The sequence below is a fragment of the Streptomyces sp. NPDC006197 genome (genome assembly GCF_040613865.1).
GTDB lineage: Bacteria > Actinomycetota > Actinomycetes > Streptomycetales > Streptomycetaceae > Streptomyces.
Genome location: NZ_JBEXSZ010000138.1, coordinates 1 through 21,839, shown reverse-complemented (window position 1 = coordinate 21,839; position 21,839 = coordinate 1). Strand labels below are relative to the sequence as shown.

Here is a 21,839-nt window from a genome sequence, read left to right as displayed (position 1 = left end):
CTCCTCGCCGCCCTCGACCAGACGATCGTCGGCACCGCCCTGCCCACGATCGTCTCGGACCTCGGCGCGGGCGGCCTCCCCGCCCGTGTGCAGGACGAGGCCGTGCGCCCCGGCGGCGCGCTCCAGCTCGCCGCCCTCCCAGACGTCGGCCTTCGCCGTCCTGACCAGCCGGGCGAGACCGTCCGCGAGGCTCTCCTCCGCCAGCGCGTACCGGTCGAGTCCGAGCAGCACGGGCGCGGCGGGCTCCCGCTCCGCGGCGGGCGCGGACGCCTCCTCGACCTCCTCGTCGCCGTCGGGCTCCTCCGCCGTCTCCTCCTCCTGGAAGAGGAGGACCGCACCCTCGGAGACCGCCGCCTCGACCGCCTGCTCCGGGTCCGGCACCGCGTGCCCGGCGAGTCCGGCGCACACGGCCTGGACCTCCAGGGCCGTGTGCCCCTGGACGGCGGCCCGCTCCAGGAGCCACACGGTCAGGGCGACCGCGCGGCGCGGGTCGCCGGGGCCGCACGCGGGGCCGAGCAGCGCCCGCGCGAAACCGTCGGCCTGCTCCGGCCGGACCCCCGGCACCGCGAGCAGCTGCCACGGGTCCTCGCGCAGCGCCGGGGCCGCGCCCTCGCCGAGCACGGCGGCGACCCGGTCGGCCAGCGCCTCCGGGGCGCCGCCCGCGGCGAGGACCTCGCGGACGGCGGCCGTGGTGCCGGGCGCCGGAGCCGCCGGCCGCTCCGGCGCGGGGGGCCGCACGGTCGTCGCCGGGGCCGTCTCGACGGCGGGGCGGCGGGGTGCGGGCTCGGGTGCCTCGTAGAAGGCGCTGCCCGAGGCGGTGCCGCCCTCGACGGCCCGGACGGCGGCGAGGAGGTCGGCCGCGGTGCCGCTCAGCTTGGCGCCGCTCGCCAACGGGCCGCTCTTCTCGGCCTTCCGGGCCTCGATCCTGGCCCGCAGCTCCCGCTGCGCGGCGAGCTCGGCCTGCGCCTCGCTCACCTCGGACGCACCGGCGCCCTCGGCGCCCCCCGCCTCCTCGGCGACGGCCACCCGGTCGCCGGGCTCTTCGGCGGACTCCGGCTCTTCGCCCAGGGCTGCCCGGTCCCCGCTCTCTTCGGCGGAGTCCGGTTCCTCGGCCGTGGCCGTCCGGTTGTCGGGCTCTTCGGCGGCTTCCGGCCCTTCGGGCGTGGCCGCCCGGTTACCAGGTCCTTCGCCGGCTTCCGGTCCCTCGGCGGAGTCCCGCCCCTCGGCCGTCACCGGCCCTTCGGCCGTGCCCGGCCCCTCGGGTGCGCCCGGCTCCCCGTCCGTACCGGGCTCTTCGGTCGTCCCCGGCCCCCCGGCGGGCTCCTCGGCGGATTCCGGTCCCTCGGCCGCGTCGGGGGCCGGGGTCTCGGCGGCTTCCTCCCGCAGGTCCTCGGTGGGCTCCGCGGCCTCGGGCGCGGTCTCCCCGGAAGGGTCGGTCACAAGGTGCTCCAGTCGTGATCCGGATAGCGGTGCACGGGCGCCGACACATCGTCCAGCGCCCGACAGATCTCGTCAGGAAGACTAAGGGCCTCCACTGACAACGCGGCCGTGAGCTGCCGCGCCGTGCGCGCCCCGACGATCGGCGCGGTCACCCCGGGCCGGTCGCGGACCCACGCGAGCGCCACGTGGAGCGGGGTCGTCGCGAGCCCGTCGGCCGCCGTCGCCACCGCGTCCACGATCCGGCTCGCCGCCTCGTCCAGGTACGGCTCCACGAAGGGCGCCATCGTCTCCGAGGCCCCCCGCGAGTCCGTCGGCGTGCCGCTGCGGTACTTCCCCGTCAGGACCCCGCGCCCCAGCGGGGACGAGGGCAGCAGGCCTATGCCGAGGTCCATCGCGGCCGGCAGCACCTCCCGCTCGACGCCCCGCTGGAGCAGCGAGTACTCCAGCTGCGCCCCGGCGAGCCGCGTGCGGTCGCCGCCGAGCTGCCAGGTGCCCGCCTTGGCGAGCTGCCAGCCGCAGAAGTTCGACACGCCCGCGTACCGCGCCCGCCCGCTGCGCACCGCGATGTCGAGGGCCTGGAGCGACTCCTCCAGGGGCGTGTGCGGGTCGAAGGCGTGCAGCTGCCACAGGTCCACGTGGTCCGTGCCCAGACGGGCCAGGGAGGCGTCGAGCGCGGCGAGCAGATGCCCGCGCGAGCCGTCCGTGCGCCGGTCGGGGTCCGGGACGCTGCCCGCCTTGGTGGACAGGACCAGGTCCTGCCGGGGCACCAGGCGCTCCATCAGGCGCCCGAGCAGATACTCCGCCTCGCCCCCGCCGTACACGTCGGCGGTGTCCACGAGCGTGCCGCCCGCGTCCCAGAACGCCTTCAACTGCTCGGCGGCGTCGTGCTCGTCGGTGTCCCGGCCCCAGGTGAGGGTGCCGAGTCCGATGCGCGACACACGCAGGCCGGTACGTCCGAGATGCCTCTGCTCCATGGGCGCGAGAGTACTGGCCAGGGCACCACGCGGAGAGAGCCTGTGGACAACAGCGTCCTGACGGATGGCCCGCACGCGCGCTAGAGTCCGGCCGAAGAGACGTTACCGATGGGTAAGGGGTGCGTGGAATGCGGCTCGGCATCAACCTCGGCTACTGGGGCGCCGGCATGGACGGCGACAACCTCGCCGTCGCCCAGGAGGCGGACCGCCTCGGCTACGACGTCTGCTGGGCCGCCGAGGCCTACGGCTCCGACGCCCCCACCGTCCTCGCCTGGGTCGCGGCGAAGACCGAGCGGATCGACGTCGGCTCCGCGATCATGCAGATCCCGGCCCGCCAGCCCGCCATGACGGCGATGACGGCGGCCACCCTCGACTCGCTCACCGGCGGCCGCTTCCGCCTCGGCCTCGGCGTCTCCGGACCGCAGGTCTCCGAGGGCTGGTACGGCGTGAAGTTCGACAAGCCGCTCGCCCGGACCCGCGAGTACGTCGAGATCGTCCGCAAGGCCATGACCCGGGAGCGGCTCAGCTACGACGGCGAGCACTGGACCCTGCCGCTTCCCGGCGGCCCGGGCAAGCCGATCAAGCTCACCGTCCACCCCCAGCGCGAGCACATCCCGCTCTACATCGCCGCGATCGGGCCGAAGAACCTGGAGCAGACCGGCGAGATCGCCGACGGCGCCCTGCTGATCTTCCCCTCCGCCGACCACCTGGAGGAGACCGCGCTCCGGCACCTGCGGGCGGGCCGCGAGAAGGCCGGCCTGACCATGGACGGCTTCGACGTCTGTCCCACCCTGCCGCTCGCCCTCGGCGACGACGTGACCGCGCTCGCCGACGTGTTCCGCCCGTACACCGCGCTGTACGTGGGCGGCATGGGCAGCCGCAAGCAGAACTTCTACAACCAGCTCGCCCAGCGCATGGGATACGAGAAGGAGGCCGCCGAGATCCAGGACAAGTACCTGGCCGGCGACAAGACCGGGGCCGCGGCCGCCGTGCCGCACTCCCTGATCGACCGGACCACGCTGCTCGGCTCCGTCGAGCGGATCGCCGAGCGGATGACGGCCTACGCGGAGGCCGGGGTCACCACCCTCACCCTCGCCCCGGCCGGCTTCACCCTGGACGAGCGGGTGGCGGCCCTGCGGGCGGGCGTCGAGGCGATGGAGCGAGCCGGACTGGCCTAGGGCCTCTCGGACGTCCCCTGGGGCCCGTCCGGGAAATGCCTGCGGCCGTGGTGGGGGCTCGGGGGTCTTCCCCGCCACGGCCGTCATGCAGCACAACGCTCCACCGGGCCCCCGGTTACGGCCTCGGACCTCACTCTTTCGGCCGAGTCGTCGTACTCTCCTGTTGCCCGCCGCCCGGGACCCGACTTGACTCGTTCTTCCCGGACGTACCGGAGTGCGGACGTCCGCACGGAGGTGGCGGCGATGCTCACGGCCAAGGGCCTGTTCCAGGAAATCATCGACAACGACGAGTCCTTCCGGCTCTTCTGTTCCATCGCCGCGAGCGGCGAGTCCCAGGGCGGCTGGGAGAACGCCCGGATCGCGGCCCTCGTCGCGCCCGGCATGCGCACCCTCGCGCCCAAGATCACCCGGCACGGCGCCGACGAGGACAAGCACGGCCGGATCTTCAACGCGTTGATGAAGAAGCGCGGTCTCGAACCCGTCCCCGTGCCTCCCGACACCGACTACACGATGCTGCTCGAACGGCGCGGCATCGGCCTTGCGCACGACAAGCTCCGCGCCGACCGGCCGCTGACCGAGGAGGACGTCATCGTCTACCTCGCCCACAGCCGGGTCACCGAGCAGCGCGCCGCCGACCAGATGGCCATGCTCGTCACGTACTTCGGGGACCACCCCGAACTGGGCAAGGCCATCCACATGATCGACAACGACGAGGCGAACCACCTCGCCTACTGCCACGAGGAACTGCTCCGGCTCGCCCGCCAAGGCCACGGCCGGCTCATCCAGCGGACCCTGCGCGAGTCCGCGCTCGCCGAGATCCAGGTCTACCGCGACGTCAGTCTCGCCGTGATGCGCCACATGGGCCGCATCCTGAACTGGCCGAAGCCCAAGGCGCTGGCCCTCGCCGCCGGGATCCACGCCGTGTACGCGTACGAACGCGCCGCCGGCTGGCACAAGATGGTCGACCTGCGGATGCCCGAGCGGCTGAACGCCCTCGGCGGCCCCGTGACGCCCGCCCCCGCCTTCTGAGCACGCCCGGCGAGGACGGGCCTCACATCCAGCCGCGCCGCTTGAACACCCGGTACAGCGCGACGACGATGCCCGTCATCACCACGATCACCGCCGGGTACGAGCCCACCCAGTGCAGCTCCGGCATGTGCTCGAAGTTCATCCCGTAGATCCCCGCGACCATCGTGGGGACCGCGGCCATGGCCGCCCACGCCGAGATCTTCCGCATGTCGTCGTTCTGCCGGACCCCCATCTGCGCGAGATGGGCCGACAGCACGTCGGACAGGAGCCGGTCGAGGCCCTCCACCTGCTCGTTGGAGCGCAGCAGATGGTCGTTGACGTCACGGAAGAAGGGCTGCGAGCGTTCGTTCACGAACGGCACCGCGCCGGCCGTCAGCCGGGCCATCGGCCCGGCCAGCGGACCGCTCGCCCGCCGGAACTCCAGGACCTGCCGCTTCGCCGTGTAGATCCGCTCCGCCGTGTTGGCCGGATTGCCCCCGCTGGGCGCGAAGACGTCCGCCTCCAGCTCCTCCAGGTCGACCTGGAGCTCGCCCGCCACGTCGAGGTAGTGGTCCACGATCGCGTCGCTCACCGCGTACAGCACCGCCGTCGGCCCGTGCTTCAGGACCTCCGGGTCGGCCTCGAGCCGTCGGCGCACCTCCGCGAGCGGCGCGCCCTCGCCGTGCCGGACGGTCACGACGAAGGAGTCGCCCATGAACACCATCAGCTCGCCCGAGGAGACCCGGTCGCTCTCCGGCTCGTACACGATCGGCTTGAGCACCACGAAGAGCGAGTCGTCGTAGACCTCCAGCTTGGGCCGCTGATGGGCCTTCAAGGCGTCCTCGACGGCCAGCGGGTGCAGCGCGAACTCCGAGGCGACGTGGTCGAACTCCGCCCCCGAGGGCTCGTGCAGCCCCACCCACAGGAACGCGTCCCCCGTCGCCCGCGCCTCCTCCAGGGCGTCGGAGAGGTCGGCGGGTCCGTCCGTACGGCGCCCGTCCCGGTAGATGGCAGAGTCCACGATCACGCGGCGCATTCTGCCCCGGAACGCCCCCGTCACGCACGCGCGTGCGACACCGGTCCCGGTGGACACCGCCACTCACGCGCGCGTGGGTCCCGCCGGACCCCCTCGACACCGTCACGCGCGCGTGCGAGGTAACCGGTCGCCCCGCGTGCCCGTCCGCCCCGCGCCCGTACCGCCTAGGCTGGCCCGCATGGCCACGCTGATCCTCGTCCGGCACGGACGCTCCACCGCCAACACCTCCGGGGTCCTCGCCGGGCGCACGCCCGGGATCGCGCTCGACGAGCGCGGGGCCGCCCAGGCCGCCGCCCTCCCCGGCCGCCTCGCGGACGTCCCGCTCGCCGCGGCCGTCACCAGCCCCCTCCAGCGCTGCCGGGAGACCCTGCGGCCGCTCCTCGACGCCCGCCCCGGCCTCCCGCTCCACGTCGAGGAGCGGATCAGCGAGTGCGACTACGGCGACTGGTCCGGCCGCAAGCTGGCGGAGCTCAACGACGAGCCGCTGATGGAGGTCGTCCAGGGGCACGCCTCCGCCGCCGCCTTCCCCGGCGGCGAGTCCATGCGGGCCATGCAGGACCGCGCCGTCGAGGCCGTACGGGAATGGAACGCCCGCGTCGAGGCCGAGCACGGCGAGGACGCCACGTACCTCATGTGCTCCCACGGGGACATCGTGAAGGCGATCGTCGCCGACGCCCTCGGGCTCCACCTCGACCTCTTCCAGCGCATCCACGTCGACCCCTGCTCGGTCACCGCGATCCGCTACACGCGCCTGCGTCCCTTCCTCCTCCGCCTCGGCGACACCGGGGACTTCGCCGGTTTCGCCCCCCGGGAGCACCCCGGCGGCAGCGGGACGGCGGAGGTCGGTGGCGGTGCGGGCGCACCGTGATCCCCTTGCGCAGTAGGGTGGACGCGCCGCTGTAGTACGACTGTCGAGACCCAAGGAGCCGGGAACGTGTCCCGTCAGGTGTTCCTCTACGACCCACCGGAGCGTTTCGTGGCCGGCACGGTCGGGCTGCCTGGCCGCCGGACCTTCTTCCTCCAGGCGTCCGCCGGCGGTCGGGTCACCAGCGTCGCCCTGGAGAAGACCCAGGTCGCGGCCCTCGCCGAGCGCATCGACGAACTCCTCGACGAAGTCGTCCGCCGCACCGGCGGCAACGCGCCCGTGCCCGCCGTCGCCCCCGCGGAGATCGCGGACACGGCCCCCCTCGACGTGCCCGTCGAGGAGGAGTTCAGGGTCGGCACCATGGCCCTCGCCTGGGACGGCGAGGAGCAGCGCATGATCGTCGAGGCCCAGGCGCTCGTCGAACTCGACGTGGATTCCGAGGAGGACCTCGCCGAGGCCGAGGAGCGGCTGCTCCAGGACGAGGAGAACGGTCCGCCGATGCTCCGGGTCCGTCTCAGCGGGGCCCAGGCCCGGGCCTTCGCCAAGCGGGCCCTGGACGTCGTCAACGCCGGCCGGCCGCCGTGCCCGCTGTGCAGCCTGCCGCTCGACCCGGAGGGGCACGTCTGCCCGCGCCAGAACGGATACCGCCGCGGAGCATGAGCAGCCCCGAGAGCCCGCGCGACACGGAGCTGCTCGCGCGCGGTGAGCTGACCGTGCGCGGCAGGGTCCGAGAGGCGTCCAACGCCGTGCTGTACTGCTCCGTCGCCCACGAGGGCCGGGAAGCCGCCTGCGTCTACAAGCCGGTCGCGGGGGAGCGGCCCCTGTGGGACTTCCCCGACGGCACCCTGGCCCGGCGCGAGGTCGCCGCGTACGAGATCTCCGAGGCCACCGGATGGGGCCTGGTCCCGCCGACCGTGCTCCGCGACGGCCCGTACGGGGAGGGCATGGTCCAGCTGTGGATCGAGGCCGACCCCGACGCGCGGCTCCTGGCCCTCACCGAGGACGAGGAGGCGGGCGAGGGCTGGAAGGCCGTGGGGCCCGCGCAGATCGACGAGGAGCGCACCGCGCTCCTCGTCCACGCGGACACCCCCGAGCTGCGCCGGCTCGCCGTCCTGGACGCCGTCATCAACAACGGCGACCGCAAGGGCGGGCACCTGCTGCCGGCCCCCGGCGGGCGGCTGTACGGCATCGACCACGGGGTGACCTTCCACGTCGAGGACAAGCTGCGCACCCTGCTGTGGGGCTGGGCGGGCGAGGAGCTGCCGACCGAGGCGGCCGGCGTGCTCGACTCGCTCGGCCGGTCCCTGGCCCCGGGGGCGCCGCTCGCCACCCGACTGGCGGAACTCCTGACCGGCGCCGAGGTCGCGGCCGTACGCGCCCGCGTGGAGGCGCTGCGGGCCACCGGGCGGCACCCGGAGCCCTCGGGGCAGTGGCCGGCGATCCCCTGGCCGCCCGTCTGAGCTCCCGGTCACACCCCTCCGACCGATCGTTTTCGGCCACAGCCCCCGAGGGTCCTGCACCCCCGGGGGGTATGCATGTACGCCTCCGACCCGCAAGAGTGCCTAATCGGTCAAGATCCCGGATCCGGTTCGTATCCGGAACACCTGTCCGGTTACGCTCGGGTCATGCATGCCTGGCCCGCTTCTGAGGTCCCCGCCCTTCCCGGCAAGGGCCGCGACCTCCGGATCCACGACACCGCGACCGGCGGACGAGTGACCCTCGTCCCCGGCCCCGTCGCCCGTATCTACGTCTGCGGCATCACGCCGTACGACGCGACCCACATGGGTCACGCGGCGACCTACAACGCGTTCGACCTCGTTCAGCGCGTGTGGCTCGACACCAAGCGGCAGGTGCACTACGTCCAGAACGTGACGGACGTGGACGACCCGCTCCTGGAGCGCGCGATCCGCGACGGCATCGACTGGGTCGGCCTCGCCGAGCGCGAGACCGCACTCTTCCGCGAGGACATGACCGCCCTGCGGATGCTGCCCCCGCAGCACTACATCGGCGCGGTCGAGGCCATACCGGGCATCGTCCCGCTCGTCGAGCGGCTCCGGGACTCCGGCGCTGCCTACGAGCTCGACGGCGACTTCTACTTCTCCGTCGAGGCCGACCCGCACTTCGGCCAGGTGTCGAACTACGACACCGAGCTGATGCGCCACCTCTCCGCCGAGCGCGGCGGCGACCCGGACCGCCCGGGCAAGAAGAACCCGCTCGACCCGATGCTGTGGATGGCCGCCCGCGAGGGCGAGCCGAGCTGGGACGGCGGCAGCCTCGGCCCCGGGCGCCCCGGCTGGCACATCGAGTGCGTCGCCATCGCCCTCGACCACCTCGGCATGGGCTTCGACGTGCAGGGCGGCGGCTCCGACCTGATCTTCCCGCACCACGAGATGGGCGCCTCCCACGCCCAGACCCTCACGGGCGAGTTCCCCATGGCCAAGGCGTACGTCCACGCCGGCATGGTCGCCCTGCACGGCGAGAAGATGTCGAAGTCCAAGGGCAACCTGGTCTTCGTCTCCAAGCTCCGCCGCGACGGCGTCGACCCGGCCGCCATCCGGCTCGCGCTCCTCTCGCACCGCTACCGCGACGACTGGGAGTGGACCGACCAGGTCCTGGAGACGGCCGTGGAGCGGCTCGGCCGCTGGCGCGCCGCCGTCTCGCGCCCCGACGGCCCGTCCGCCGACGCGCTCGTCGAGGAGCTCCGCGAGGCCCTCTCCGACGACCTGGACACGCCCACTGCGCTCGCCGCGGTCGACCGCTGGGCGGAGCTCCAGACGGCCGAGGGCGGCACGGACGAGTCCGCCCCCGGTCTCGTCTCGCGCGCCGTCGACGCACTGCTCGGTGTGGCCCTGTAGCGAGCAGGATCGCGCAACTCCCTTTCAGGCAACCGCCCCCGGACTTCTCGCCGAAGTCCGAGGGCGGTTCCGTTTTGTCCTGGCGGGGATGCGCGTTCCTGCGCTAAACAACCTCCATGCAATCATCATCGCGCATGAAAGTTGCACTTGCCGGAGCCGTCCTCGGGCTCTTCGCGGCCTTCGCGGGACCCGGCTCCACCGCGTCGGCGGACCCGTCCGACACCACCGTCGGCGAGGTCACCGGCTTCGCCGCCGACGGAGCCGTCTACCGGCTGACCGCGGGCCACACGGAGGCCCGCGTCTCCTTCGTCACCGCCGACACCTTCCGCATCGAACTCGCCCCCGACGGGAAGTTCACCGACCCCACCGGCACCGACATCACGCTGCCCCAGGGCCCGCCCCCGGCCACCCGCTGGCGCGACCTCGGCGACCGGTACGAACTCGCCACCGCCAAGGTGACCCTGCGCGCCACCAAGTCACCGCTGCGCTTCTCGGCCGTACGCGCCGACGGCACCCCGCTCTGGACCGAGACCCAGGGCCTCACCTGGAACCAGGACCGCACCGTCCAGACCCTCGCCCGCGGCGCCGACGAGCAGTTCTACGGCGCCGGGATGCAGAACGGCCGCGGCAACACCTCCCACCGCGGCAAGACCGTCGAGGTCGGCGTCGACTACAACTGGAACGACGGCGGCCACCCCAACTCCGTCCCCTTCTACCTCTCCTCCGCCGGCTACGGCGTCTACCGCAACACCTACGCGCCCAACACGTACGCCTTCACCGAGCCCGTCACCACCAGCGCGAAGGAACGGCGCTTCGACGCCTACTACTTCGCGGGCGACGGGAAGGACGCCCTCAAGGACGTCATCGGCCAGTACACCCGGCTCACCGGCAAGCCCTTCATGCCGCCGGTGTACGGCCTGGAGATCGGCGACTCCGACTGCTACCTGCACAACGCCAACCGGGGCGAGCGCCACACGCTCGACGCCCTGAAGGTCGCCGACGGCTACGTCCGGCACGACATGCCCAACGGCTGGATGCTCGTCAACGACGGCTACGGCTGCGGCTACGAGGACCTCGCCGAGACCAACGCGGGCCTCGACGAGCGGAAGATGAAGCTCGGCCTGTGGACCGAGGACGGCATCGACAAGCTCGCCGACCAGGTGAAGGCCGGCCAGCGGGTCGCCAAGCTCGACGTCGCCTGGGTCGGCGAGGGCTACAAGTTCGCCCTCGACGGCTGCAAGGACGCCCACGCCGGCATCGAGGCCAACAGCGACGCCCGCGGCTTCACCTGGGCCCCGGAGAGCTGGTCCGGCGCCCAGCGCTGCGGCGTCCAGTGGTCCGGCGACCAGTCCGGCAGCTGGGAGTACATCCGCTGGCAGATACCCACCTACGCGGGCGCGTCCATGTCCGGACTCGCCTACACCACGGGTGACGTCGACGGCATCTTCGGCGGCAGCGCCAAGACGTACACCCGCGACCTCCAGTGGAAGATGTTCCTGCCCGTCACCATGACCATGGACGGCTGGGCCGCCAACGACAAGCAGCCCTTCCGGTACGGCGAGCCGTACACCACGATCAACCGCGCCTCGCTCAAGCTCCACGAGGCCCTGCTCCCGTACATCTACAGCCACGCGTACCGCGCCACGAAGACCGGCGTCGGCCTCGCCCGGCCGCTCGCCCTCGAATACCCGGACGACCCGAAGGCCGCGACCGAGGCCGCGAAGTACGAGTTCCTCAGCGGCGAGGACTTCCTCGTCGCCCCCGTCCACCAGGACGCGGTGGAGCGCGACGGCATCTACCTCCCCGAGGGCACCTGGATCGACTACTGGAGCGGGCGCGTCCACGAAGGCCCCGTCACCGTCGACGACTACAGCGCCCCGCTCGACACCCTGCCCCTCTTCGTACGGGCCGGGGCGGCCGTCCCCATGTGGCCCGGCTCCATCCGCTCGTACCAGGACCGCGCCCCCGGCGACCCGCTCGCCTGGGACGTCTACCCGCAGGGCAGCTCCTCCTTCGAGCTGTACGAGGACGACGGCGTCACCCGCGAGCACCGCACCGGGAAGTACGCCACCCAGCGCGCCGAGGTCCGCGCCCCCGAGTCCGGCCCCGGCGACGTCACCGTCCGGATCGGCGCGAGCACCGGCACGTACACCGGCAAGCCCACCGCCCGGCCGTACGCCTTCACCGTCCACACCGGCGACGCCCCCGGCACGGTGAGGCTCGACGGACGCGCACTGCCCGCCCTCACCTCCCGCGCCGCCTTCGACGCGGCCGGCCAGGGCTGGTGGTACGACCGCGACGAGCGCGGGGGAGTGGTCCGGATCAAGACCACCGCCCTGTCCACCGGCCGCGCCTTCGAACTGCGCCTGACCGACACCAGCGCCGTCGGCGGGGCCGTCCCCGGCGCCTCCGCCGTCCTCGCCGCCCCCACCGGGCAGGAGCTCGGCGCCGGCACGCCCGGCACCGTCGCCGTGGACGTCACCGCGGGCACCCGGGACGCCACCGACGTACGGGTCTCCCTGGACGCCCCGGCCGGCTGGCAGGTCACCCCGGCCGCGCCGATCGCCCGCGTCCCGGCCGGCACCACCCGCCGGGTCGAGGTCGCCGTCATCCCGGCGGCCGACGCGAAGCCCGGCGAGGCCACCCTCACGGCGACCGCCCGCCACCGTGCCGCGGGCACCGACCGCACGGCCGTCCAGCGGTTCGCGATCGGAGTGATGCCCCCGGCGCCGACGGCCGACGCCTGGGCGAGCGACCTCGCCTGGCTGCGCGCGACCAACGGCTGGGGACCGCCCGAGCGCGACCGCTCCAACGGCGAGTCCGGCGCCGCCGACGGCCACACCCTCACCCTGGCCGGACAGACCTACGAGAAGGGCATCGGCGCCCACGCCGACTCCGACATCGAGGTCTACCTCGGCGGCCGCTGCACCACCTTCACCGCCGACGTCGGCATCGACGACGAGATCAACGGCTACGGGGAGGTGGCCTTCTCCGTCGAGGCCGACGGCCGGGTCCTGTGGACCTCGCCCCGGCTGACCGGAGCCTCCGCGACCCTGCCCGTGAACGTCGACGTGACCGGCGCCCGGCACGTGCGGCTGCGGATCACGGACACCAACGGGTCGAAGAGCGGCGACCACGGCGACTGGGCGGCGGCCAGGTTCGGCTGCGCCTGATGCGCGCCGGCAGGCCGGAATGCGGACAACTGCCCTGCCGGAGGCGCCTGTTGTGATGAGGTGAGAGTGCCAATCGACCAGTTGTACGAAAGGGCACTCAGTGCAGCATCACCTCGCACGCAGAGGATTCCTGGGAGCCGCCGTCGCCCTCGGCGCGGCGGCTCTCACCGCCCCCCTCGCCGCAGGCACGGCGCACGCGGCCGGACCCGGTGGGCGGTGGCCCACCGGGTTCCCCCTTCCGAAGGGCTTCCAGCCGGAGGGCGTCGCGATCGGGCACAGCCCGTACGCCTACTTCGGCTCGCTCGCCGACGGCGCCGTGTACAAGGCCTCCCTGGCCACCGGCGAGGGCCGGATCGTCCACCAAGGGCTCGGCGCCGGACACAGCACCGTCGGGCTCAAGATCGACCGGCCCGAGCGGCGGCTCTTCCTCGCCGGAGGCTGGAGCCGGGAGATCCGCGTCGTCGACGCCCGCTCCGGGGCCCTGCTGCGCCACTTCACCGGGCTCGGCGCGGAGACCACCATGGTCAACGACGTGATCCTCACCCCGGACGCGGCCTGGTTCACGGACTCCTTCCAGCCGCAGCTCTACCGGCTGGCCCTCGACCGCACCGGCGAGCCCGCGCACGAGCTGACGGTCCTCCCGCTCGGCGGCGACTGGACACAGGGCCCCGACTTCAGCGCCAACGGCATCGAGCGGACCCCCGACGGGCGGGCGCTGCTCGTGGTCGACGTCTTCCAGGACGGCGGCTCGCTCCTGCGGGTCGACCCGCGCACCGGCGTCGCCCGGGCGGTCGACCTCGGCGGTCTGAAGATCCCGCACGGGGACGGGCTGCTGCTCCTCGGCCGCGATCTGTACATCGTCCAGCAGGCGGTCAACCAGATCGACGTGGTCCGGCTCGACGCGACCGGGACGCGAGGCACCGCGATCGCCCGGATCACCGACCCGGACCGGTTCCGCGTCCCCACCACGGCGGCGGCCTGGGGCGACCGGATCTACCTGCCGAACGCCCGCTTCGGTCTGGACCCGGACCCGGCGACGGCCGACTACGACGTGGTCTCCGTGGCGCGGGTCTGAAACGCCTACGGGAGGGGCGGCCGCGCCACCCCTCCCGTACGGCTACTCCCGGCTCTCGCCGCCGTCGCCCGCGTCCCCGTCGTCCTCGCCCTCCGCGGAGTCGGACGGCGGCCCCGGCTCGGACCCCGGGTCGGCTCCCGGCACCGAATCCGGGTCGGTCCCCGGCTCGGACCCCGGGTCAACCCCCGGCACCGACTCCGGCTCGGCCCCCGGCACCGACTCCGGGCCCGGCTGCTCCGGCTTCGGCGGACGCGTCCGGCCGCTCCCGGAGTCCCGCAGGAACTCGCCGCCCTCCGTCGCCACCCCCGGACCGGAGCCCGGACCCGTGCCCGGCTCGCGCCGCCGCAGATACCGCTCGAACTCGCGGGCGATCGCCTCGCCCGAGGCCTCCGGCAGCTCCGCCGTGTCCCGCGCCTCCTCCAGGGTCTGCACGTACTCGGCGACCTCGCTGTCCTCCGCGGCCAGCTGGTCCACGCCCAGCTGCCAGGCCCGAGCGTCCTCCGGCAGCTCGCCCAGCGGGATGCGCAGCCCGATCAGGTCCTCCAGGCGGTTGAGGAGCGCCAGGGTCGCCTTGGGGTTCGGCGGCTGCGACACGTAGTGCGGCACCGCCGCCCACAGACTCACCGCCGGCACGCCCGCGTGCGTGCAGGCCTCCTGGAGGATGCCCACGATGCCCGTCGGGCCCTCGTACCGGGTCTCCTCCAGGTCCATCGTCCGCGCCAGGTCCGGATCGGAGGTCACTCCGCTGACCGGCACCGGCCGGGTGTGCGGGGTGTCCCCGAGCAGCGCGCCCAGGATCACCACCATCTCCACGCCCAGCTCGTGCGCGAAGGCGAGCAGCTCGTTGCAGAAGGAGCGCCAGCGCATCGAGGGCTCGATCCCGCGCACGAGCACCAGGTCGCGGGGTTTGTCGCCGCCGACCCGGACCACGGAGAGCCGGGTCGTCGGCCAGGTGATCTTCCGGACCCCGTTGTCCAGGAAGACGGTGGGGCGGTTGACCTGGAAGTCGTAGTAGTCCTCGGCGTCGAGCGCCGCGAAGACCTCGCCCTTCCATTCCCGGTCCAGGTGGGCGACCGCGGTGGAGGCGGCGTCGCCGGCGTCGTTCCAGCCCTCGAACGCTGCCACCATGACCGGGTCGATCAGCTCGGGTACCCCCTCGAGCTCGATCACCCAGCGCCTCCTTATTCGAAGTTCCTGTCGTACGGCCCCACCTTACGGCTTTCCGGTGGTCCGTCCGCAGTCTCCGGACACCCCCGAAAACCCGTGCGGCCTTGATCGACTACCCAGGAACAGGACCCCGCACACGGGACCGCCGCGGTCCGTACCGCATGCGGAAGGGGCGGCGCCTCGACGAGGAACCGCCCCTGGGGCCGCGGGAGTTACTTGCGCAGCATCGACTCGACCCCGGCGCGGATCTCGTCCGTCGCGAGACCGCGGATGGTCAGCGTCGTACGGCGGCGCAGCACGTCGTCCGCCGTCTCGGCCCACTCGTGGTCGCGGGCGTAGGCGACCTGCGCCCAGATCTCCGGCGCGTCCGGGTGGATCCGGCGGGCCAGCTCGGGGTTCTCGTTCGCCATCCGGGCGATGTCGAAGGAGAGCGAGCCGTAGTGCGTGGCCAGGTGCCTGGCGGTGTCGGCGGCCATCCGGGGGCCGGGCGCCGGGCCGTCGACCAGCAGCCGGTGGGCGACCGCGTTCGGGTTGGCTATGCCGGGCAGCGGCAACCGCTTCGGCAGCGCAGACACCGGCTCGTAGTCCTCGCCGAGGGGGTGGCCGGGGAGCTGCTCCAGCTTCTTCATCACCGTGCGGCCGATGTGGCGGAAGGTCGTCCACTTGCCGCCGGCCACCGACAGCATGCCGCCGCGGCCCTCGGTGACGACCGTCTCGCGCTTGGCCTTGGAGGTGTCGCCGGGACCGCCCGGGAGCACCCGGAGGCCGGCGAAGGAGTACGTGATCAGGTCGCGGGAGAGCTGCTGGTCGCGGATGGAGAAGGCGGCCTCGTCCAGGATCTGGGCGGTGTCCTTCTCGGTGACCTCGACCTGGCCGGGGTCGCCCTCGTACTCCTCGTCGGTGGTGCCGAGGAGCAGCATGTCCTCCCAGGGGAGGGCGAAGGTGATGCGGTACTTGTCGATCGGGGTGGCCAGCGCGGCCTTCCACGGCGAGGTCCGCTTGAGGACCAGGTGCGCGCCCTTGGAGAGGCGGATGGAGGGGGCCGCGTTCGGGTCCTCCATCTTGCGCAGGTGGTCGACCCACGGGCCGGTCGCGTTCAGCACGAGCCGGGCGTTCACGCCGAACTCGTCGCCGGTGGTGCGGTCCTTCAGCTCCGCGCCGGTGACCCGGCCGCGGGTGAAGCGGAGGCCGGTGACCTCGGCGTGGTTGAGGACGGTGGCACCGGCGGCGACGGCGGCGCGGACGGTCATCAGCGCCATCCGGGCGTCGTTCATCTGGTCGTCGCCGTAGACGGCGACGGCCTTCAGGTTGTCGGTGCGCAGCTCCGGCACGTCCTGGGCGGCCTTGGCGGGGGAGAGCAGGTGCCCGACGCCGTCGCCGAAGGCCGAGAGGGCGCTGTAGGCGAAGACGCCGGCGCCGAGCTTGGCCGCGCCGTGCGGGCCGCCCTTGTAGACGGGCAGGTAGAAGGTGAGCGGGTTGGCGAGGTGCGGTGCCACCTGGCGGGAGACCGCGCGCCGCTCGAAGTGGTTCTCCGCGACCAGCTTCACCGCGCCGGTCTGCAGGTAGCGCAGGCCGCCGTGGAGCAGCTTGGAGGAGGCGGAGGAGGTGGCGCCGGCGAAGTCGCCGGCGTCCACCAGGGCCACCCGCAGGCCCGACTGCGCGGCGTGCCAGGCGGTGGAGATGCCCAGGATGCCGCCCCCGATCACCAGGAGGTCGTACGTCGCCTTGGAAAGCTGTTCCCGGGTCTCGGCGCGGCTCGGGAGGGAACCGGCAGCCGGGTGCGTCCCCAGGGCAGGGACGCTCTGCAGGGTGGTCATCTCGTATTACTCCTCGTCCTCGATCCAGCCCATGGTCCGCTCGACGGCCTTGAGCCAGCTCTTGTACTCGCTGTCACGCTTGTCGGCGTCCATGCGAGGGGTCCATTCCGCCGCCCGGCGCCAGTTGGCGCGCAGCGCGTCGGTGTCCGGCCAGAAGCCGACGGCGAGACCGGCGGCGTAGGCGGCGCCGAGGCAGGTGGTCTCGGCGACCATCGGACGCACGACGGGCGCGTCCAGGAAGTCCGAGAGGGTCTGCATCAGCAGGTTGTTGGAGGTCATGCCGCCGTCGACCTTGAGCGCGGTCAGCTCGACGCCGGAGTCCTTCGTCATGGCGTCGGTGATCTCGCGGGTCTGCCAGGCGGTGGCCTCCAGGACGGCGCGGGCGATGTGCGCCTTGGTGACGTACCGGGTGAGGCCGGCGATGACACCGCGCGCGTCGGAGCGCCAGTACGGGGCGAACAGGCCGGAGAAGGCCGGCACGAAGTAGGCGCCGCCGTTGTCCTCGACCGAGGACGCGAGGGTCTCGATCTCGGCGGCGGACTTGATCAGGCCCATCTGGTCGCGCATCCACTGGACGAGCGAGCCGGTGACGGCGATCGAGCCCTCCAGGGCGTAGACCGGCTTGGCGTCGCCGATCTGGTAGCCGACCGTGGTCAGCAGGCCGCTGTAGGAGTTGATGATCTTGTCGCCGGTGTTCATCAGCATGAAGGTGCCGGTGCCGTACGTGGACTTGGCCTCGCCCTCGGCGAAACACGTCTGGCCGAACAGGGCGGCCTGCTGGTCGCCGAGCGCGGAGGCGACCGGGACGCCGTCGAGGATGCCGCCCTTGACCGTGCCGTACACCTCGGCGGAGGAGCGGATCTCCGGCAGCACGGCGGCCGGGATGTCCATGGACTGCAGGATCTTCTCGTCCCAGGCCATGGTGTGGAGGTTCATCAGCATGGTGCGGGAGGCGTTGGTGACGTCGGTGACGTGGTGGCCGCCGTCGACGCCGCCCGTGAGGTTCCAGATGACCCAGGAGTCCATGGTGCCGAAGAGGATGTCGCCGCGCTCGGCGCGCTCGCGCAGGCCCTCGACGTTGTCGAGCAGCCAGCGGACCTTCGGGCCGGAGAAGTAGCTCGCGAGCGGCAGGCCGGTCTCGCGGCGGAAGCGGTCCTGGCCGACGTTGCGGCCGAGCTCCTTGCAGAGGGAATCCGTGCGGGTGTCCTGCCAGACGAGGGCGTTGTGGACGGGCTCACCGGTGTTCTTGTCCCAGAGCAGCGTGGTCTCGCGCTGGTTGGTGATGCCGATGGCCTTGACGTCGGCGGCGGTGATGTTCGCCTTCTCCAGGGCGCCGGCGACGACCTCCTGGACGTTGGTCCAGATCTCGGCGGCGTCGTGCTCGACCCAGCCCGGCTTCGGGAAGATCTGCTCGTGCTCCTTCTGGTCGACCGAGACGATCCGGCCGTCCTTGTCGAAGACGATGCAGCGCGAGGAGGTGGTGCCCTGGTCGATGGCCGCGATGAACGGGCCGGAGGTGTGTGCGTCGGTCACGGTGTGCTCCAAGGGGGTCTGGAAGAAGGACGGCTCAGGCGAACGCGATGTTGTAGATACCCGCGGCGATGGCGCCACCGATCAGCGGACCGGCGACCGGGATCCAGGCGTAGCTCCAGTCGGAGCCGCCCTTGTTCGGCAGGGGGAGCAGGGCGTGCACGATGCGCGGGCCGAGGTCACGGGCCGGGTTGATGGCGTAACCGGTCGGGCCGCCGAGCGAGAGGCCGATGGAGACCACGACGAACGCGGTGATCAGGGCGCCGATGACGCCGAGGCCCTTGCCGCTGTCGTTGAGGCCCTGGGTGAGCACGGCCAGGACCAGCACGACGGTGCCGATGATCTCGGTGGCCAGGTTCTGCCAGGTGTTACGGATCTCGGGACCCGTGGAGAAGACGCCGAGCACCGGGCCGGGGCCCTCGATCGGCTTCTCGCCGATGGTCTCCGGGTCCGTGAGGTGGGCCTGGAACTGGCCGTAGTAGGCCACCCAGACCAGCGCCGCACCGATCATCGCGCCGAGCATCTGGCCCGCGATGTAGACGGGGACGTTGCTCCAGTCCCCGTCCTTGATCGCGATTCCGACCGTGACGGCGGGGTTCAGATGGGCCCCCGAGAGGGAAGCGGTCATGTAGACCGCCGTCATGACGGCGAAGCCCCACCCGAAGGTGATCGCGAGCCAGCCCGCGCCGCGGGCCTTGGAGGCCTTGAGCGTGACGGCGGCGCACACACCGCCGCCGAGCAGAATGAGTACGGCGGTACCGATGGTCTCGCCGAGGAAGATGTCGGAGGTGGACACCCGCGACTCCTTTGTCCTTCGTCCAGGGGAAGGCGAACCCCGGGTCCCTCCGGTGGTCCGCGCCCTCGTGTGAGGGCGTTGCCGGCCCTTGGCACTGTCACACCTTAGCGCCTATTGCCGTTAGGTGTTCGACAATGCCGACCGGTGAACGGAAGTTTTGCCCCCGGGTTAACAGCGCGTCAAGGGTCTGGGAAGCGAAAAACCCGCCGATAACGCGATCGTTACCGGCGGGTTCTGTTGCTTGGCGGGCGGTCGGTGACGGCGCCCGCACGGACGGTCAGAAGCGGTTCGCCCCCAGGTCCCGGGAGACCGCGCGGGCGCAGTCCCGTACCGCCGCCACCAGCTCGGGGCGCAGCTCCCCGCCCGGGCAGACCCGCTCCACGGCCCCCGTGACCGCCACCGCGCCCACCGGCATCCGCCGCCGGTCGTGGATCGGCGCCGCCACCGACGCCACGCCCTCCCAGGTCTCCTCCACGTCCGCCGCCCAGCCCCGGGCCCGCGTCATGTCGAGCAGCGACTCGAAGTCGCCCAGGTCCGTGGTCGTCCGGGGCGTGAACGCCTCCCGCTCGACCTCCAGCGCCTCGCTGTGCGCCACCGGGTCGTACGCCGACAGGACCTTGCCGAGCGCCGTGGAGTGCAGCGGCTGCATGGCCCCCACCTCCAGGACCTGGCGGCTGTCGTCCGGCCGGAAGACGTGGTGCACGATCAGCACGCCCCGCTGGTGCAGCACCCCCAGGTGCACGCTCTCGCCGCTGGACCGCGCCAGGTCGTCCGTCCAGACCAGCGCGCGCGCCCGCAGCTCGTGCACGTCCAGATAGCTGTTGCCGAGCCGCAGCAGCTCCGCGCCCAGCTGGTAGCGGCCCGAGGCCGCGTCCTGCTCCACGAAGCCCTCCGCCTGGAGGGTGCGCAGGATGCCGTGGGCCGTCCCCTTGGCGAGTCCGAGCGAGGACGCGATGTCGGACAGACCGAGCCGGCGCTCGCCACCCGCGAGCAGTCGCAGCATGGCCGCCGCCCGTTCAAGCGACTGGATGTTCTTCGCCATCGCCCGGCCCCTCACCCTTCTCATACTGTTCGACAATGCTGAACACTATCGGTCGATGCCGACCTTGCGTCACCACACAGTGTCGGCCAAGGAGGGGCAGGACCGGGAGTCCCCGCACACAGGATGCCGTCCGGCCTGTGGGACGCCGTGTCCACCCCGGCCCCGGCGCGGTTACGCTGGCCCCGTGCCCCCTCCCCCGAGGGTGCAAAGCCGACAGCCGTCGCATTCCAGGGAGCTCATCCATGGCCTCGTTGCCGACCCCTTCCGCTGACAGCCGGAACCGCGCCGCCGCCCTCCGCGAGGCACTCGCCAGCCGAGTCGTCGTCGCCGACGGAGCCATGGGCACCATGCTCCAGGCCCAGGACCCCACCCTCGAGGACTTCCAGAACCTCGAAGGATGCAACGAGATCCTGAACGTCACGCGGCCCGACATCGTCCGTTCGGTCCACGAGGCGTACTTCGAGGTCGGCGTCGACTGCGTCGAGACCAACACGTTCGGCTCCAACCACTCGGCCGCGGGCGAGTACGAGATCGCGGACCGGATCTTCGAGCTCTCCGAGGCGGGCGCCCGGATCGCCCGCGAGGTCGCCGACGAGTTCGCCGCCAAGGACGGCCGCCAGCGCTGGGTGCTCGGCTCGATCGGCCCCGGCACCAAGCTCCCCTCGCTCGGCCACATCGCGTACGACGTGCTGCGCGACGGCTACCAGCAGAACGCCGAGGGCCTGCTGGCCGGCGGCGCCGACGCCCTGATCGTGGAGACGACCCAGGACCTGCTGCAGACCAAGTCCAGCCTCATCGGCGCGCGCCGCGCGATGGAGGCCCTGGGCGTGGACGTGCCCCTGATCTGTTCGCTCGCCTTCGAGACCACGGGCGTCATGCTGCTCGGCTCCGAGATCGGCGCCGCGCTGACCGCCCTGGAGCCCCTCGGCATCGACCTCATCGGCCTGAACTGCTCGACCGGCCCCGCCGAGATGAGCGAGCACCTGCGCTACCTGGCCCGCCACTCGCGCACGCCCCTGATGTGCATGCCGAACGCCGGCCTCCCCGTGCTCACCAAGGACGGTGCGTACTTCCCGCTCACGGCCTCCGAGATGGCCGACGCGCAGGAGAACTTCGTCCGCGACTACGGCCTGTCCCTGGTCGGCGGCTGCTGCGGCTCCACCCCCGAGCACCTGCGCCAGGTCGTCGAGCGGGTCCAGGGCCTCACCCCGCCCGAGCGCTCCCCCCGCCCCGAGCCCGGCGCCGCCTCCCTCTACCAGACGGTGCCGTTCCGGCAGGACACCTCGTACCTGGCGATCGGCGAGCGGACCAACGCCAACGGGTCGAAGAAGTTCCGTGAGGCCATGCTGGAGGGCCGCTGGGACGACTGCGTGGAGATGGCGCGGGACCAGATCCGCGAGGGCGCGCACATGCTCGACCTGTGCGTGGACTACGTGGGCCGTGACGGTGTCGCCGACATGCAGGAGCTCGCCGGTCGCTTCGCGACGGCCTCCACGCTGCCGATCGTGCTGGACTCCACCGAGGTGGACGTCCTGCGGGCGGGTCTGGAGAAGCTCGGCGGCCGGGCGGTGATCAACTCGGTCAACTACGAGGACGGCGACGGACCCGACTCCCGCTTCGCGAAGGTCACCCGACTGGCCCAGGAGCACGGCGCCGCCCTCATCGCCCTCACCATCGACGAGGAGGGCCAGGCCCGCACCGCCGAGCACAAGGTCGCGATCGCCGAGCGGCTCATCGAGGACCTCACCGGCAACTGGGGCATCCACGAGTCGGACATCCTCATCGACGCCCTGACCTTCACCATCTGCACCGGCCAGGAGGAGTCGCGGGGCGACGGCATCGCCACCATCGAGGCGATCCGCGAGCTGAAGCGCCGCCACCCG

Annotated in this window: 17 protein-coding genes; 9 read left to right on the top strand and 8 right to left on the bottom strand. The window is 72.6% G+C overall.

The annotated features are described in order from the left end of the window. Together ABZ318_RS31630 and ABZ318_RS31625 are read right to left on the bottom strand one after the other, a co-directional pair. On the bottom strand, nt 1-1,440 hold a 1,440-nt coding region (locus ABZ318_RS31630; protein WP_356905871.1), incomplete at its 3' end, for a helix-hairpin-helix domain-containing protein. Next, nucleotides 1,437-2,414 (bottom strand): aldo/keto reductase, encoded by a 978-nt coding sequence (locus ABZ318_RS31625; protein ID WP_356905870.1) that lies wholly within the window; start codon nt 2,412-2,414, stop codon nt 1,437-1,439. The genes ABZ318_RS31625 and ABZ318_RS31630, both read right to left, overlap by 4 nt. Before the next feature lie 128 nt (nt 2,415-2,542). Between ABZ318_RS31625 and ABZ318_RS31620 the strand changes: the two genes are divergently transcribed. After that, complete coding sequence (locus tag ABZ318_RS31620; RefSeq protein WP_356905869.1) at nt 2,543-3,592, top strand: LLM class F420-dependent oxidoreductase; 1,050 nt, start codon at nt 2,543-2,545, stop codon at nt 3,590-3,592. A gap of 243 nt (nt 3,593-3,835) precedes the next feature. Then, a complete protein-coding gene (locus ABZ318_RS31615) occupies nt 3,836-4,621 on the top strand; it encodes a ferritin-like domain-containing protein (RefSeq protein WP_356905868.1) in 786 nt (261 codons plus the stop codon). A 22-nt stretch (nt 4,622-4,643) separates the two neighbouring features. Here ABZ318_RS31615 and ABZ318_RS31610 read toward each other — a convergent pair whose 3' ends face one another. Beyond that, nucleotides 4,644-5,636, bottom strand: a complete 993-nt coding sequence (locus ABZ318_RS31610; RefSeq protein WP_356905867.1) for a magnesium and cobalt transport protein CorA — start codon at nt 5,634-5,636, stop codon at nt 4,644-4,646. 178 nt (nt 5,637-5,814) lie between these two features. Here ABZ318_RS31610 and ABZ318_RS31605 point away from each other — a divergent pair, with 178 nt between their 5' ends. From ABZ318_RS31605 to ABZ318_RS31580, 6 genes are all read left to right on the top strand, one after another. Continuing rightward, complete coding sequence (locus ABZ318_RS31605) at nt 5,815-6,504, top strand: histidine phosphatase family protein (protein ID WP_356905866.1); 690 nt, start codon at nt 5,815-5,817, stop codon at nt 6,502-6,504. A 66-nt stretch (nt 6,505-6,570) separates the two neighbouring features. Beyond that, complete coding sequence (locus tag ABZ318_RS31600) at nt 6,571-7,161, top strand: DUF3090 domain-containing protein (protein ID WP_093876934.1); 591 nt, start codon at nt 6,571-6,573, stop codon at nt 7,159-7,161. After that, the gene (locus tag ABZ318_RS31595; protein ID WP_356905865.1) at nt 7,158-7,961 is read left to right on the top strand and encodes an SCO1664 family protein; all 804 of its coding nucleotides are present in this window, start codon (nt 7,158-7,160) and stop codon (nt 7,959-7,961) included. Before ABZ318_RS31600 ends, ABZ318_RS31595 begins: the two co-directional genes overlap by 4 nt. A 165-nt stretch (nt 7,962-8,126) precedes the next feature. Continuing rightward, nucleotides 8,127-9,356, top strand: coding sequence for a cysteine--1-D-myo-inosityl 2-amino-2-deoxy-alpha-D-glucopyranoside ligase (mshC, locus tag ABZ318_RS31590; RefSeq protein WP_356905864.1), 1,230 nt, complete (start codon nt 8,127-8,129; stop codon nt 9,354-9,356). Between the two features lie 116 nt (nt 9,357-9,472). Further along, nucleotides 9,473-12,529 (top strand): NPCBM/NEW2 domain-containing protein, encoded by a 3,057-nt coding sequence (locus ABZ318_RS31585; RefSeq protein ID WP_356905863.1) that lies wholly within the window; start codon nt 9,473-9,475, stop codon nt 12,527-12,529. Nucleotides 12,530-12,629: 100 nt separating this feature from the next. Next, nucleotides 12,630-13,604 carry a superoxide dismutase gene (locus ABZ318_RS31580; protein ID WP_356905862.1) on the top strand — a complete coding sequence of 325 codons (975 nt, stop codon included), beginning with the start codon at nt 12,630-12,632 and terminating at the stop codon, nt 13,602-13,604. Between the two features lie 42 nt (nt 13,605-13,646). Here the strand turns inward: ABZ318_RS31580 and ABZ318_RS31575 are convergent, their stop codons facing one another. The 5 genes from ABZ318_RS31575 to ABZ318_RS31555 all read right to left on the bottom strand — a co-directional run bounded on the left by ABZ318_RS31575 (nt 13,647) and on the right by ABZ318_RS31555 (nt 19,956). After that, entirely contained in the window at nt 13,647-14,774 is a 1,128-nt protein-coding gene (locus ABZ318_RS31575; RefSeq protein ID WP_356905861.1) for a PAC2 family protein, read from the bottom strand. A gap of 209 nt (nt 14,775-14,983) precedes the next feature. Beyond that, a complete protein-coding gene (locus tag ABZ318_RS31570) occupies nt 14,984-16,588 on the bottom strand; it encodes a glycerol-3-phosphate dehydrogenase/oxidase (protein WP_356905860.1) in 1,605 nt (534 codons plus the stop codon). 6 nt (nt 16,589-16,594) lie between these two features. Next, a complete protein-coding gene (gene glpK / locus ABZ318_RS31565; RefSeq protein WP_030692817.1) occupies nt 16,595-18,121 on the bottom strand; it encodes a glycerol kinase GlpK in 1,527 nt (508 codons plus the stop codon). A 34-nt stretch (nt 18,122-18,155) separates the two neighbouring features. After that, nucleotides 18,156-18,914 carry an MIP/aquaporin family protein gene (locus tag ABZ318_RS31560; protein ID WP_356905859.1) on the bottom strand — a complete coding sequence of 253 codons (759 nt, stop codon included), beginning with the start codon at nt 18,912-18,914 and terminating at the stop codon, nt 18,156-18,158. 277 nt (nt 18,915-19,191) lie between these two features. Beyond that, nucleotides 19,192-19,956, bottom strand: a complete 765-nt coding sequence (locus ABZ318_RS31555; protein ID WP_356905858.1) for an IclR family transcriptional regulator — start codon at nt 19,954-19,956, stop codon at nt 19,192-19,194. Between the two features lie 242 nt (nt 19,957-20,198). On the opposite strand from ABZ318_RS31555, the gene ABZ318_RS31550 reads away from it, so the two are divergent. Beyond that, on the top strand, nt 20,199-21,839 hold a 1,641-nt coding region (locus ABZ318_RS31550; protein ID WP_356905857.1), incomplete at its 3' end, for a homocysteine S-methyltransferase family protein.